Source organism: Archangium sp. (assembly GCF_036277355.1).
Taxonomy (GTDB): domain Bacteria; phylum Myxococcota; class Myxococcia; order Myxococcales; family Myxococcaceae; genus Archangium.
On record NZ_DASUNC010000104.1, the window covers coordinates 1 to 13,186 of the forward strand.

A 13,186-nucleotide genomic window follows, 5' to 3' on the forward strand; every position below is an offset into this window, starting at 1 on the left:
GGCGCGCGACGCGCTGCTCGGTACGCCCGTCCTCCACCAGCGTCTTGAGGTAGGCCACTTCCCCAGGCGAAAGGTGGAGGAGATGCGGCGGTCGTCTCCTCATCCACCCAACTTATCCGGTCTCTTCCTCCACCCAACCTACCCTGTGGTCTCGACTATGTTGAAAAACTTGTCGGACAGTCCACTAGGTCCGCGTCTCGAGGATGCCCAGCGACATCATCGACACCAGGAAGCCGTAGACCACCTGGTCCGGACGGTTGGCGTAGGCCAGCAGCTCGCCCACGGTCCGGTTGCCGTCGATCTTCGGCAGCAGCTCCGCCTCCCACCGCTCCAGCTCCACCTCGTGCAGCTGGTAGGCCGGGGCCACCGCGGGGATGAGCCGATCCTCGGGCCGCAGCATGCGGCGCAGGCGCTCGGGCTTGTAGAGCTTCTTGATGCCGCGGACGATCAGGTTCGCCGGGTGCACGTCCAGCTTGATGGACTCGGCGGCGGCCTTCTCCTTGAAGCTCATCACGTAGGTGCCGTCCTCCCACGCGAAGAGCGAGTAGATGATGGCCTTCACCTGCTGGCCCACGTAGTACAGGCGCTCGGTGTCCTTGAGCAGGCCGCGCTCCACCAGGATGTCGCCGGTGCGCCGGTTGTTCGCCGTGGCCACCGCCGCCGCGTCCTCGAGCTGCTCGGCCTTGATCTTCCCCACGCGCACGAGGAACTGGCCGAAGCGGTCCGCCAGCATGTTGGAGAGGGCGAACACCGGGGTGCCGCGCTCGAAGTAGACGACCTTGCGCACCTTGCCGCGCTGCACGCCCAGCTCGCCCGTCTCGCGCGACAGGTAGAAGGCGGTGAGGAGCGAGGGCAGGTTGTCCTTGAGCCCGCCGCGGCGCTGGCCGGGGCCTCCCGCGCCCACGGGCAGCGGCTCGGGCGGACGGCCCGGCACGGGCGGGCGCACCAGGGTGGCCGCCACCTTGTGCAGCGGGGTGGCGGTGAGGTTGGCGCCGCGGATCTCGGCGGTGAGGTTGTCGCCGCCCGTCACCTTGATGCGGCCCGTCAGCTCCATCGCGTCCTGGGGCCCCTCCTCCTCGACGTCGATGTCGAGCTCCACGTCGAAGGAGTCCTGCAGGGACGCGGCGGTGGGGGCCTGCTTCTGGACGGGCACCAGCTTCTGCACCGCCTCCAGCAGCTTGGCGGCCTCGAAGGGCTTCTCGAAGTAGCCGGCGGCGGCGTACTTCTGCCGGGCCTCCATGGCGTGCTTGCCGCCCTTGAAGACGCCGGTGATGAAGATGAGCGGCAGCTGGGGCTGATCCTTCCGGAGCGCGTCCGCCAGGTGGTAGCCCATCATGTCGGGCAGAAGGATGTCGAGCACGGCCACCGCGGGCGGTTGGGCACGGGAGACCTCGACTGCCTGCTTGCCCTTGGTCGCGCCCACCACCTCGTAACCTGCATCTTCGAAGAGCTGGGTGAGGAGCGTGAGGAGCTCCTGGTTGTCATCGACGACGAGGATTCGGGGAGCCATCGCGCGCCCACCCTAGCCAAAAGCCCGCCACTTCGTAAGAGCTTGATGAAGCGGAGGATGCATCCCGGCGTCCGGGCGGATAGGTTGGGGTGCCCCCTCCGCTCTGGAATCGCCCCATGAAGTCCTCCCCGTTGACCCGTCGCCTCGTGTCGTGCCTCGTCCTCCCCCTGGCCCTGCTCCTGCCCCGGGCCGTCCACGCCCAGCAGGACGCGGGCACCCGGGACGCGGGCAGCGTGTATGACGTCCCGGACGCCTCGGTGGGAGGCGGCGGCGCGGACCGGGACAACCCGGAGGGAGACGACTCCACGGGCCGGCCGGGAGGCGCGTGCCGCAGCGGCAATGACTGCGCGGCGCGCTTCAGTTGCACCCAGGGTGTGTGCCGCTACACCGGCATCCGCCAGGCGGACCGGGTGGGCTGCCTGTTGGGCCCGGAGGACTCGCTGGCGGTGGTGGGCCTGGGGCTCGGACTGGCGCTGGCGGCGCGCCGGCGCGGCGGAGGGAAACCGTGAGGCTCGGACTCAAGGCGGACAACCTGCTGGAGCGGGTGGCGGACTGGTTCAACCTGGCGCCCCAGCCGCTGGCGCACGCCTTCTTCGGGATGATGGCCTCGCGCACGCTGATGGCCGGGGAGCGGCTGGGCGTGTTCGCGGCGCTGGCGGACGGCTCGGCCACGGTGGAGGAGCTGGCGGCGCGGCTGAAGCTGTCGCCGGAGGGCACGCGCGCGCTGCTGGAGGCGCTGGAGGCGTGCGAGGCGGTGGAGCGCAAGAAGGGCCGCTACCGGATGGCGGACCGGGCCCGGCGCTGGTTGGATCCGCGCTCGCCGCAGTACGTGGGCGGCTTCCTGGACTTCAACTACACCCAGTGGGAGTGGTGGAGCCACATGGAGGAGGCCGTGCGCACGGGCGAGTCGGTGGACATCCACCGCTTCGCGCCGGACGACCCGCGCTGGCGCGCCTACATCCATGCCATGCACCAGATGGCGCGGCTGTCGGCGCCCGAGGTGGTGCGCGCCATTCCCCTGCCCCGGGGCGCGCGGCACGTGCTGGACCTGGGAGGGGCGCACGGCTGGTTCGCCGCGGAGCTGTGCCGCCACAACCGGGGGCTGAAGGCCACGGTGCTGGACCTGGAGGGCAGCGTGCGGGTGGGGCGCGAGCTCATCGCCCAGGCCGGCCTGTCGCACCTGGTGACGCACAGGGAGGGGGACATCCTCACCTCGGAGCTGGGGGGCCCCTATGACGGGGTGCTGCTCTTCCAGGTGATGCACCACCTGTCGCCCGCGCAGAACGTGGCGCTGCTGCGCCGGGTGCGCACCTCGCTGGCACACAAGGGGACGCTGGCGGTGCTGGAGTACCTGCGCGAGGACGTGGAGCATCCGCCGAGCGCCGCCCCGCTCATCGGCCTGCACTACTTCCTCACCTCGAAGGCGGCCGCGTATACGCCCGCGGAGATGGAGGGCTTCCTCGACGACGCGGGCTTCCGCATCGAGAGCACCCGGCCCATCCGCCACCTGCCGCTGCAGACGCTCCTCATCGCCCGCCCCGAGTGAGCATGGCCTCGCCCCCTCCTTCCCCGCCCCGGGACACGCGCCCCCTCGCCGTCGAGCTGGACGGGGTGCTGGTGCACACGGACACGCTGCACGAGGGCATGCTGCGGCTGCTCAAGCGCCAGCCCTACCTGCTCCCGGCGGTGCTGGCGTGGAGCCTGCGAGGCCCCGCCTTCCTCCGGGCCGAGGTGGCGCGGCGGGTGGAGCTGGACGTGACGCTGCTGCCCTATGACGAGGTGCTGCTGTCGCACCTCGCCGAGGAGAAGGCGCGGGGCCGCCGGGTGGTGCTGGCCACGTCCGCGGACCGGAAGGTGGCGGAGACGGTGGCCGCGCACCTGGGCCTCTTCGACGCCGTCCACCCCCGGGGCGAGCCCTTCACCGGGCCCCACGAGGACGCGCGCCGCACCGCGCCCTCCAAGCCGCTCGCGCGCACGCTGCTCAAGGCGCTGCGGGTGCACCAGTGGGCCAAGAACATCCTCCTCTTCGTCCCGCTGCTGGCCGCGCACAAGGCGCTCGACGTGCCGCTGCTACTGCAGGCCGTGCTGGGCTTCGTCTCCTTCTGCCTGTGCGCCTCCAGCGTGTACGTGCTGAATGACTTGCTGGACCTGGACGCGGACCGCAAGCACCCCACCAAGCGGCGGCGGCCCTTCGCCTCGGGGGACCTGCCGGTGAGCGCGGGCCTGTGGCTGGCGCCCCTGCTGCTGGGCTCCGGCGCGGCGGTGGCGCTGCTGCTGCCGCGCGTCTTCCTGGCCCTGCTGGCCACCTACTACGCGGTGACGCTGGCGTACTCGCTCTACCTCAAGCAGATGATGATGCTGGACGTGCTGGTGCTCGCCGGGCTGTACACGGTGCGCATCTTCGGCGGCTCCCTGGCGGTGGGCGTGCCCACCTCGAGCTGGCTCTTCTCCTTCTCCATGTTCCTCTTCCTGTCGCTCGCGCTGGTGAAGCGGCTGAGCGAGGTGCGGCGGCTGCGGCAGGCCAACGAGTCGGCCGCGCCGGGCCGGGGCTACATGGCCGGGGACTACGAGCAGCTCGCCATCCTCGGAGTGTCCAGTGGCTACCTGTCCGTGCTGGTGCTCGCGCTCTACATCACCAGCAAGGAAGTGACGGTGCTCTACCTGTCCCCGGAACGGCTGTGGCTGCTGTGCCCGGTGATGCTGTATTGGGTGGGCCGGGTGTGGCTGCTGGCCCACCGCGGCCTGGTGAATGAAGACCCGTTGGTCTTCGCGTTGAAGGACAAGGTGAGCTACGGGGTGGGGCTCATCGCCATGGGCGTGCTGCTGGCCGCGACATGAGGGAGTCCATGAAGAAGGTCATCGTCCTCGGCGCCACGAGCGCCATTGCTCAATCCACGGTGCAGCTGCTGGCGGCCCGGGGCGCGTCCCTCTACCTGGTGGGCCGCAACCCCGAGCGGCTCCAGGCCACCGCCACCGAGGCCCGCGTCAAGGGCGCCCCCAGCGTGCACACCGAGACCCTGGACCTGGACGACCTCGCCCAGCACGAGGCGCTGGTGGAGCGCGCGGCCACGGCGCTCGGGGGCCTGGATGGGGCGCTGCTCGCCCACGGAATCCTCGGCAACCAGGAGGCCGCCCAGCGCTCGTACACTGAGGCCGAGAAGGTGCTGCGCACCAACTTCCTGAGCGCGGTGTCCCTGCTGACGCCGCTGGCCAACCGCTTCGAGGCCCAGAAGGCGGGCACGCTGGTGGTCATCTCCTCGGTGGCGGGAGACCGGGGGCGGCAGAGCAACTACGTGTACGGCGCCTCCAAGGGCGCGCTGAGCATCTTCCTCCAGGGGCTGCGCAACCGGCTGGCGCGCTCGGGCGTGGCGGTGGTGACGGTGAAGCCCGGCTTCGTGGACACGCCCATGACGGCGGACATGAAGAAGAACGCCCTCTTCGCCACCCCGGACAAGGTGGCCCGGGGCATCGTCCGGGCGGCCGACGCGCGCAAGGACGAGGTGTACCTGCCCGGCTTCTGGGGCCCCATCATGTTCGCCATCCGCGGCATCCCCGAGCGCGTCTTCAAGCGCATGAAGCTGTGACGCCCGCTGTGACGCCCGGTATGGCCTCCCGGCCCGGGTGACGGGCGGGCAGGCAACCCACCCGGCCCCGCACGGCGGGCAGGCACGTCCGCCCCCGCTTCCTCCTCCCGGGTCCTGCGCTCCACGGGGGGAGGAAAGGTGATAGCGTCCCCCTCTGGAGCCCCGCGTCTCCTCTCCGCCCCGGGCCTCGAACATGGCGTTCTTCAAATCGTCGAGCAACAGCTCCCTGCCCAGCCGCATCGACGCGCTCATGCGCGCCTGCGCGCTGCCCCTGGCCCCCTTCGTGGCCTACCTGCTGGGCATGGTGCTCGGGCTCGAGGGAGATCAGGTCTCGCGCGCGCTCCTCTGGCTGCTGCCGCCGACGCTCCTGCTCTTCGCCGTCCTCTGCCCGCTCCTCATCATCAACCACTTCGTCAGCACCGCGCTGCGCGTGAATCCCGGGGAGCGGCCCGGGCTGCGGCTGGTGCGCATCCTCAAGCTGCCCTGGCGCCTGGCCTTCTACAACCTGGTGGGCACCTACGCCGCCGGTGCCGCCTTCTTCAGCACCGGCGTCTGCCTCTGGTTCGGCAAGGCGATCAAGCTGGCCGTGTGGGGCGGGCTCGTCGGCCTGGCCGTCGGCGTCCTGCTGGCCTTCCCCGCCGGCATCGTCATCGAGCGCTGGGTGCAGCCGCTGGCCCTCGAGGAGCAGCAGCGCCACCCCCACCTGCGCGTCCTCAGCGGCGGCTTCTTCTGGGTGCGCCAGTCCTGGTTCCTCCCCTACGCCTTCGCCGTCTGCGTGCTCTCGCTCATCGTGCTCGGTGGCGTGGCCGTGGCCGTGCAGTCCAACAACGTGCAGCGCCGCTACATCGAGGACCTCCAGGCCGCCGGCCAGCACCAGGCCGCCCAGATGATGGAGGGCATGTCCTCCTCGCTCCTCGAGGAGCTGAGCGTCCCCGTCGCGGTGCTCGCCCTGCTGCTGCTCACCCTCCCCACCGTCTCCGCGTGGATGCTGGCCCGCCGCCAGGAGCGCGGCTCGCTCTCCGTGCTCGAGGCCATTGAAGGCCTCTCCGTGGGCAAGGTGCGTCCGCCCCAGTGGGTCTCCACCGATGAGATTGGAGACCTCGCCTTCGGCCTCAACTCCATCGTCCTGCAGCTGAGCGCCCTGCCCCGCACCCTCCAGCAGTCCGCCAACCAGCTCGTGGAAGCCGGCGCCACCCTGCGCAACGCCAACGAGGCCCAGCGCCGCGCCCTCACCACCCAGGCCACCGCCATCCAGGAGACCAACGTCACCGCCCAGGAGATCAAACAGACCTCCGACCTCACCGCCCAGCGCGCCCAGGAGGTGCTCAACGTGGTGCGTCACGCCGAGGAGCTCAGCCGCGCCGGCACCCTGGCGATTGAACAGACCATCGCCGGCTTCAGCGCCATCCGCGACTCGGTGTTCGCCATCCGCGGCAAGATGGAGCGCCTGCAGGCCAGCGCCGTGCAGATCGGCGAAATCACCCAGACGGTGAAGGACCTGGCGGACCAGTCCAACATGCTCGCCCTCAACGCCGCCATCGAGGCCGTGCGCTCCGGCGAGCACGGCAAGGGCTTTGGCGTGGTGGCCCGTGAAATCCGCACCCTCGCGGACCAGTCCATCCGCTCCACCACCCGCATCAGCAACATCCTCGACGAGGTGGGCAACGCCATCGGCGACGCCGTGGCCATGACGGACGTGAGCGCCGCCCAGGTCGAGGGCGGCCTCGGCAAGGTGAAGACGTCCGGCGACAGCCTCCGCCAGCTCTCCCTCATGGTGAACGAGAGCGCCTCGGCCGTGACTCAAATCACCGTCGCCGTGAGCCAGCAGAACGCCGGCTTCGCTCAAATCTTCAACGCCATCGCCGACCTGTCGCGCAGCATGGACCAGGCCATGGAGCGGCTGGAGTCCACCCAGGAGGCCGCCGACACCCTCCAGAAGGTCTCCGCCCAGGTCAGCCAGGTCGCCGGCCAGTATCACGTCGAATAGCCCCACCCTGGAGTACAGGTGTTCCCGGGCTTTTCGTTCTTTCCCGTGATGGACAGGATGCCCCTCGCCCCGCGGACTACCCCCTCCGTCGGGGCCCGGAGGGTGACACATCGCGTCAGATTTTGCTTTTCCAGGCCTGCACGAAAATTACAGGTTGACCAAATACCGAGATAGCCTGTAATCTTTCGTCATCGTCACAAGGGGGGGCCACCAGCTGACTCGCCCAGAGCGGGAGGTCCACATGCACCGGCAGGAGATTCTCGATCACGTCCGCAACATCATCCTGGCGACCAACCAGGGGCTCTTCCCGGACGACGTGAGCGAGTTCGCATCCATGACGTATGATCTGGGCATGGATTCCTTCCATCTCGAGTCGATGATCTCCCGGCTCAAGGACGAAGTGGCCGACATCGAGTTCACCCCCTGGTACATCAAGGCGTCGCGCCGCGGGCACGACACGGTGGGCAGCCTGGTGGACTTCATCGACGAGCGGCTGGTGCGCCACGTCCCCGCCGAGCTGCCCGAGGGCCGCGCCACGCACCTGTCCAACGCCGGGCCCGCCGGGCTCGACGTGGAGGTTGCATGAGCCGGGCAGCACCCCTGCGCCCCACCCTGCTGTCCATCGCCTCGGCCACGCCGCCGCTCTCCCTCACCCAGGAGGAGATGTACGAGGGGCTGCTCAAGCACTGGTACAAGGATCTGCCCAACGCCGAGCGGATGATCCGCAACTCGGGCGTGCGCCGGCGCCACTTCGCGTGGGACCCGCGCGTGGAGCTCAAGGACGGCAACCGCGGCATCAGTGACCGCATCCGCGTCTTCGAGCGCGTGGGCCTGGAGATCACCAGCCAGTCCGTGGAGAAGGCCCTGGGCAACCTGGACCGCTCCAAGGTGGGCGCCTTCACCATGACGACCAACTCGGGCTACTCGGGCCCGGGGTTGGACCTGTTCACCGCGAAGAAGCTGGGGCTCAAGTCGAGCATCCGCCGCACCTTCGTGGGACACATGGGCTGCTTCGCGGCCTTCCCGGTGCTGCGCACGGCCATGGACAGCATCGCCGCGCGCCCGGACGAGTACGTCATCGCCAACGCCTCCGAGTTCAGCTCGCTGCAGTTCCGCGATGACGCGGACCCGGAGCAGGCCGTCATCATGGGCCTCTTCGGGGACGCGGTGTGCTCGCTGGTGATGGGCAGCGCCCCGGAGGGCGAGGGCGTCCAGTTCATCCGCTCGCACACCGAGCAGCTCTACGAGACGAACGAGCTGATGGGCTGGCACATGTACACCGACGGCTTCAAGATGACGCTGTCGCCGTACGTGCCCTTCGTGCTGGGCGAGCACATCGACGCCTTCCTGGAGAAGCTGCTGGGCCCGGAGAAGCTGGGCAAGGCGGACATCAAGCACTGGCTCATCCACCCGGGTGGGCCGAAGATTCTCGAGGCCATCGCCCGGCAGCTGAAGCTGGACAAGTCGGCCATGCGCGCCAGCTGGCACGTGCTGAGCGAGTACGGCAACTGCGGCTGCGTCACGGCGCTGCTGGTGCTGGAAGAGGCGTTGAAGACGGACAAGCCCCAGCGCGGCGAGTACGGCGTGATGATGGGTTTCGGCCCCGGCCTCACCGTCGAGGGCATGCTGGTCCGTTTCTGAGTCCAGGCAGGTAGCGCCGGTCCTTCACCGAGGTCACACAGCGATGAGCCAGGAACCTCTGCGCCGCCAGACGGGGTCCGTGCAACTGGGCCCCGGGGTGGGCCGTCACCCCAGCCGTGAAATCGCCCAGCGGGGGCCCACCCGCGCCCACGTGGCACCGGTGCGGACGCTCGCCGAGGCCGTGGCGCACTGGGCGCGCACCCGGCCCTCGCAGCCGCTCTTCTACTTCGCGGACCTGGAGGAGAAGCTCACCGTCCTCACCGCGGCGGACCTGCACCACAACGCGCTGCGCATCGCCGCCCACCTGTACGCGCGCGGCGTGCGGCAGGGCGACAAGGTGGTGCTCTCCTTCGACACCAGCCCCGAGTTCCTCGAGAGCTTCTTCGCCTGTGGCCTCGTGGGCGCCACGCCCTGCCTCATCGAGCTGCCCTCCTCCAAGGTGTCCGTGCGCGCCTGGGGCGAGCGCCTGCGGGTGAAGCTGCGCCTCTTGGAGGCCCGGGCCATGCTCATCGACCCGGACTTCGCGGACCTGGCGCACGAGGCCCTGCTGGACTACGCCACCGGGCCGGAGCAAGACGCGCCCTTCGTGGCCACCGTGAGGGAGCTGTCCGGCGAGGCCCCGCCCTTCGAGCCGCCCATCGCCAACGCCGACGACACCGCCTTCATCCAGTTCACCTCCGGCACCACGGACGCGCCCAAGGGCGTCCAAATCTCCCACCGCGCGCTGTTCGCCAACTGCGCGGGCATGGGGGAGATCAGCCAGTGGGACTCGGATGACCTGATGGTGTGCTGGCTGCCGCTGTTCCACGACATGGGACTGGTGGCCTCCACGCTGGCCTCCTTCGTCCACGGCATTCCCACGGCGCTGCTGCCGCCCTTCGGCTTCCTGCTCAAGCCGGCGCGCTGGCTGTGGGCCCTCCACTACTTCCGCGCCACCTCGTCCTTCGCGCCCAACTTCGCCTACCAGCTGTGCGTCAAGCGCATCAAGGACGCGGAGTTGGAGGGCCTGGACCTGAGCGCCTGGGAGCGGGCCTACAACGCCGCCGAGTTCATCCACGCCGACACCGTGCGCCACTTCACCGAGCGCTTCCAGCCCCACGGCTTCGAGCCGGACGCCTGGCGGCCCGCCTACGGCATGGCGGAGATGGTGGTGGGCATCTCCATCCGCGACCGGAATGACTCGCTGCGCGTGGAGAGCATCTCCCGCTCGGCGCTGGCCTCCCGGCGGCAGGCCGTGCCCGTCCAGGAGAGCGGCCCGGACGCGCTCACCGTGCTCAGCGTGGGCCGGGTGCTGCGCGGCATCGACCTCCGCATCGTCGACGACGAGGGCCGCGTGCTCGGCGAGCGCCACGAGGGGGAAATCCTCCTGCGCGGCACCTCCCTCTTCGGCGGCTACTTCAAGGACCCGGAGGCCACCGAGGCCGTGCTGCGCGACGGCTGGCTGCACACCGGGGACCTGGGCTACCTCGCCGACGGCCAGCTCTTCATCTGCGGCCGCAGCAAGGATCTCATCATCAAGGCGGGCGAGAACCACCACCCGTACACCATGGAGAGCGCCGCCGCCCAGGTGGCCGGGGTGCGCGCCGGCTGCGTGGCCGCCGTGGGCGTCAACAACCTCCAGACGGGCACCGAGGACATCGTCGTCCTATGCGAGACCACCGAGACCAAGCTCGAGGTGCTGCGCCAGCAGTGCAAGCACGTGGAGGAGATGGTCTACCAGGGCTCCGGCGTGCGCCCCAACCGCGTCATCCCCGTGGCCCCCCACACCCTTCCCAAGACCACCAGCGGTAAAATCAAACGCGCCTACATCCGGCAGAACATCGACGCCTTCGAGAACCTCTCCCTGCTGGTGACGCCTCCCGCCCGTCAGTCCATCGTCCACTGAAGACACGAATCACCGCGGGAAGGCCCGAAGTGCCAAGGGAAGTGCCAACGCCGGTGCGCCTCGAGCGCTCCGGCGTTTCGCTTTTCGTGCGGTCCCTTCACCCCGAGTCCCGCTTCTTCCTCGAATTCCCTCCTCTCCCAGGCTCGCGGAGGTTTCCATACATCCATGTAACTGGAATTTTTCAGATAAGCCGCTTGCCCCCTTGATTGCCGTGAATTCTAGGGATATAAGACTTGAGAACTTTTCCTCAGGAGCTGGAAATGTCCCGTCACGTTGTCTCGAAGGGTGGCAAGTTCGCGGTGGTCGTGGGCGCGGTTCTCGCTCTGGGCGGTTGCACCAGCGCCGAGCAGAAGCCGGCCGAGGAGCAGCAGCCCACCCAGCAGGCCACCCACAGTGGCTGCGCCACGGTGGACCTGACCGACGCCGAGAAGGCCACGGTGGAGCAGTCCATCGCCGGCCGCGTCAAGGCCGCGGCGCGCGCCAACGGCTCGGTGAACATCAAGGTCTACTGGCACGTCATCAACAACGGCACGGGCATCGCCAACGGTGACATTCCCCAGACGCAGATCGACGCGTCCATCGACGTGCTGAACGCCGCGTACAGGAACACCCCGTTCACCTTCACCCTGGCGGGCGTGACGCGCACCACCAACTCCCTCTGGTACACCTGCGCCGGCGGCGGCTGCGAGTCGAAGATGAAGAGCGCCCTGCGCGTGGGCGGCGCGGGCGACCTCAACGTCTACTCCAACAACATGGGCCGTGGCCTGCTGGGCTGGGCGACCTTCCCCTCCAGCTACGCCTCCAACCCCTCCAACGACGGCGTGGTCATCCTCTACAGCTCCGTGCCCGGCGGCACCGCGGCCCCCTACAACGAGGGCGACACCCTCACCCACGAGGTGGGTCACTGGGTGGGCCTGTACCACACCTTCCAGGGTGGCTGCACCGGCTCGGGTGACTACGTGAGCGACACCCCGGCCGAGGGCTCCGCCGCCTACGGCTGCCCCGCCGGCCGCGACACCTGCGCCGGTGGCGGTCTGGATCCCATCACCAACTTCATGGACTACACCGACGACGCCTGCATGAACACGTTCAGCGCCGGCCAGGCCGACCGCGCCGACGCGCTGGTCATCCAGTACCGCGGCCTGTGATTCACGCCTGAAGTCCCGAGCCCCTGAAGTCCGACGCCGGAGCGCCCCACAGCGCTCCGGCGTTTCGCTTTTCGTGCGCCACCCCTTCACGCGCCATCCCGCTTTTCACCCGGATTCCCTGCTCGGCACGCCTTGCGTCCGTTTCCTTAATTCCTAATAACTAGAATTTTTCAGTAAAAGCGCTGGAGCCCTTGCTCGGGGCTTATTCTTGGGATAGAAGAAGCAGCAACTATTTCCAAGGAGCTGGAAATGTCTCGTAACGTTGCCTCGAAGGGTGGAAAGTTCGCGGTCGTCCTGGGTGCCATGATCGCGCTGGGGGGTTGCACCAGCGCCGAGCAGAAGCCGGCCGAGGAGCAGCCCGCGCCCGCGCAGCAGGTGGTGAAGAGCGGCTGTGCCACGCCGACCCCGTCCGAGGGCGAGACCGAGTCCGTGCAGGCGATGCTCAACCAGTATCGCGGTGCGATGGCGGCCGTGGGTTCCATCAACATCAACACCTACGTCCACGTCATCAACAAGGGCACGGGCATCTCCAACGGTGACATCCCGGACTCGATGATCGCCGATCAGATGGCGGTGCTCAACGCGGCCTACGCCAACACCCCGTTCCGCTTCACCCTGGTGAGCACGGACCGCACCACCAACAGCACCTGGTACACCGCCGGCCCGGACACCACGGCCGAGGCGGCCATGAAGAACGCGCTGCGCCAGGGCACCGCGGACGACCTGAACATGTACTTCAGCAGCCCCGGTGGCGGCCTGCTCGGCTGGGCGACCTTCCCCAACTGGTACGCGGGCAACCCCAAGGATGACGGCGTGGTCATCCTCAACACCTCGCTGCCCGGCGGCTCCGCGGCGCCGTACAACCTGGGCGACACGGCCACCCACGAGGTGGGTCACTGGCTGGGCCTGTACCACACGTTCCAGGGCGGCTGCCAGAAGACCAACGACTACGTGGATGACACTCCGGCCGAGCAGTCCGCGGCCTTCGGGTGCCCCACCGGCCGCGACACCTGCCGCAGCACCGGCCTGGACCCCATCACCAACTTCATGGACTACACCGACGACGCCTGCATGGACCGGTTCTCCGCCGGCCAGATCGCCCGCATGGACTCGTTCTGGGCGACCTACCGCGCGGGCAAGTAGTCCCCGCGTGAAGTCCTGAAGTCCCCGACGCCGGAGCGCCTCGAGCGCTCCGGCGTCTTGCTTTTGCGGGCTCCCTCTTCCCCCTGGGAGAGGGCGGGGGGTGAGGGTCTTCACTCGCGTGCACCTCGCTCCCGTCTTCCCCACCCCGGCGCCCATCGCGGCACGCGACCGCCCGCGGCACGCTAACGCCCGCGCGCGGCCCGCCGGGCTCGAGCTCGCATCCGGTCCCGCGGGCAACCGGGGAGAGAAGACCCTCACCCTGACCCTCTCCCAGGGGGAGAGGGAATA

Annotated in this window: 11 protein-coding genes; 10 read left to right on the plus strand and 1 reads right to left on the minus strand. The window is 69.1% G+C overall.

All coding sequences use genetic code 11. The features are described from left to right. Positions 1 to 184 precede the first annotated feature (184 nt). Positions 185 to 1,510, minus strand: coding sequence for a response regulator (locus VFZ09_RS27160; protein ID WP_329730583.1), 1,326 nt, complete (start codon positions 1,508 to 1,510; stop codon positions 185 to 187). Between the two features lie 116 nt (positions 1,511 to 1,626). Between VFZ09_RS27160 and VFZ09_RS27165 the strand changes: the two genes are divergently transcribed. The 10 genes from VFZ09_RS27165 to VFZ09_RS27210 all read left to right on the plus strand — a co-directional run bounded on the left by VFZ09_RS27165 (position 1,627) and on the right by VFZ09_RS27210 (position 12,898). Next, a complete protein-coding gene (locus VFZ09_RS27165; RefSeq protein ID WP_329730584.1) occupies positions 1,627 to 2,019 on the plus strand; it encodes an MXAN_6627.5 family MYXO-CTERM protein in 393 nt (130 codons plus the stop codon). Further along, entirely contained in the window at positions 2,016 to 3,056 is a 1,041-nt protein-coding gene (locus VFZ09_RS27170; protein ID WP_329730585.1) for a methyltransferase, read from the plus strand. The genes VFZ09_RS27165 and VFZ09_RS27170 overlap by 4 nt, the downstream gene beginning before the upstream one ends. Before the next feature lie 2 nt (positions 3,057 to 3,058). Continuing rightward, on the plus strand, positions 3,059 to 4,348 hold the full coding sequence (locus VFZ09_RS27175) for a UbiA family prenyltransferase (RefSeq protein ID WP_329730586.1): 1,290 nt from the start codon (positions 3,059 to 3,061) through the stop codon (positions 4,346 to 4,348). 8 nt (positions 4,349 to 4,356) lie between these two features. Next, complete coding sequence (locus VFZ09_RS27180) at positions 4,357 to 5,094, plus strand: SDR family oxidoreductase (protein ID WP_329730587.1); 738 nt, start codon at positions 4,357 to 4,359, stop codon at positions 5,092 to 5,094. Positions 5,095 to 5,287: 193 nt separating this feature from the next. Beyond that, entirely contained in the window at positions 5,288 to 7,081 is a 1,794-nt protein-coding gene (locus VFZ09_RS27185; RefSeq protein WP_329730588.1) for a methyl-accepting chemotaxis protein, read from the plus strand. A 241-nt stretch (positions 7,082 to 7,322) separates the two neighbouring features. Beyond that, on the plus strand, positions 7,323 to 7,667 hold the full coding sequence (locus VFZ09_RS27190; RefSeq protein WP_329730589.1) for a hypothetical protein: 345 nt from the start codon (positions 7,323 to 7,325) through the stop codon (positions 7,665 to 7,667). Continuing rightward, positions 7,664 to 8,722 carry a type III polyketide synthase gene (locus VFZ09_RS27195; RefSeq protein WP_329730590.1) on the plus strand — a complete coding sequence of 353 codons (1,059 nt, stop codon included), beginning with the start codon at positions 7,664 to 7,666 and terminating at the stop codon, positions 8,720 to 8,722. Before VFZ09_RS27190 ends, VFZ09_RS27195 begins: the two co-directional genes overlap by 4 nt. 43 nt (positions 8,723 to 8,765) lie before the next feature. Further along, the gene (locus tag VFZ09_RS27200) at positions 8,766 to 10,607 is read left to right on the plus strand and encodes a fatty acyl-AMP ligase (protein WP_329730591.1); all 1,842 of its coding nucleotides are present in this window, start codon (positions 8,766 to 8,768) and stop codon (positions 10,605 to 10,607) included. 260 nt (positions 10,608 to 10,867) lie between these two features. Next, on the plus strand, positions 10,868 to 11,755 hold the full coding sequence (locus VFZ09_RS27205; RefSeq protein ID WP_329730592.1) for a zinc metalloprotease: 888 nt from the start codon (positions 10,868 to 10,870) through the stop codon (positions 11,753 to 11,755). 249 nt (positions 11,756 to 12,004) lie between these two features. Then, entirely contained in the window at positions 12,005 to 12,898 is an 894-nt protein-coding gene (locus tag VFZ09_RS27210; RefSeq protein WP_329730593.1) for a zinc metalloprotease, read from the plus strand. Positions 12,899 to 13,186 lie beyond the last annotated feature (288 nt).

What these genes read in the sequence shown, in the direction of transcription:
- VFZ09_RS27160 (WP_329730583.1), bottom strand. Translation starts at nt 1,510, where the DNA reads ATGGCTCCCCGAATCCTCGTCGTCGATGACAACCAGGAGCTCCTCACG.
- VFZ09_RS27165 (WP_329730584.1), top strand. Translation starts at nt 1,627, where the DNA reads ATGAAGTCCTCCCCGTTGACCCGTCGCCTCGTGTCGTGCCTCGTCCTC.
- VFZ09_RS27175 (WP_329730586.1), top strand. Translation starts at nt 3,059, where the DNA reads ATGGCCTCGCCCCCTCCTTCCCCGCCCCGGGACACGCGCCCCCTCGCC.
- VFZ09_RS27180 (WP_329730587.1), top strand. Translation starts at nt 4,357, where the DNA reads ATGAAGAAGGTCATCGTCCTCGGCGCCACGAGCGCCATTGCTCAATCC.
- VFZ09_RS27185 (WP_329730588.1), top strand. Translation starts at nt 5,288, where the DNA reads ATGGCGTTCTTCAAATCGTCGAGCAACAGCTCCCTGCCCAGCCGCATC.
- VFZ09_RS27190 (WP_329730589.1), top strand. Translation starts at nt 7,323, where the DNA reads ATGCACCGGCAGGAGATTCTCGATCACGTCCGCAACATCATCCTGGCG.
- VFZ09_RS27195 (WP_329730590.1), top strand. Translation starts at nt 7,664, where the DNA reads ATGAGCCGGGCAGCACCCCTGCGCCCCACCCTGCTGTCCATCGCCTCG.
- VFZ09_RS27200 (WP_329730591.1), top strand. Translation starts at nt 8,766, where the DNA reads ATGAGCCAGGAACCTCTGCGCCGCCAGACGGGGTCCGTGCAACTGGGC.
- VFZ09_RS27205 (WP_329730592.1), top strand. Translation starts at nt 10,868, where the DNA reads ATGTCCCGTCACGTTGTCTCGAAGGGTGGCAAGTTCGCGGTGGTCGTG.
- VFZ09_RS27210 (WP_329730593.1), top strand. Translation starts at nt 12,005, where the DNA reads ATGTCTCGTAACGTTGCCTCGAAGGGTGGAAAGTTCGCGGTCGTCCTG.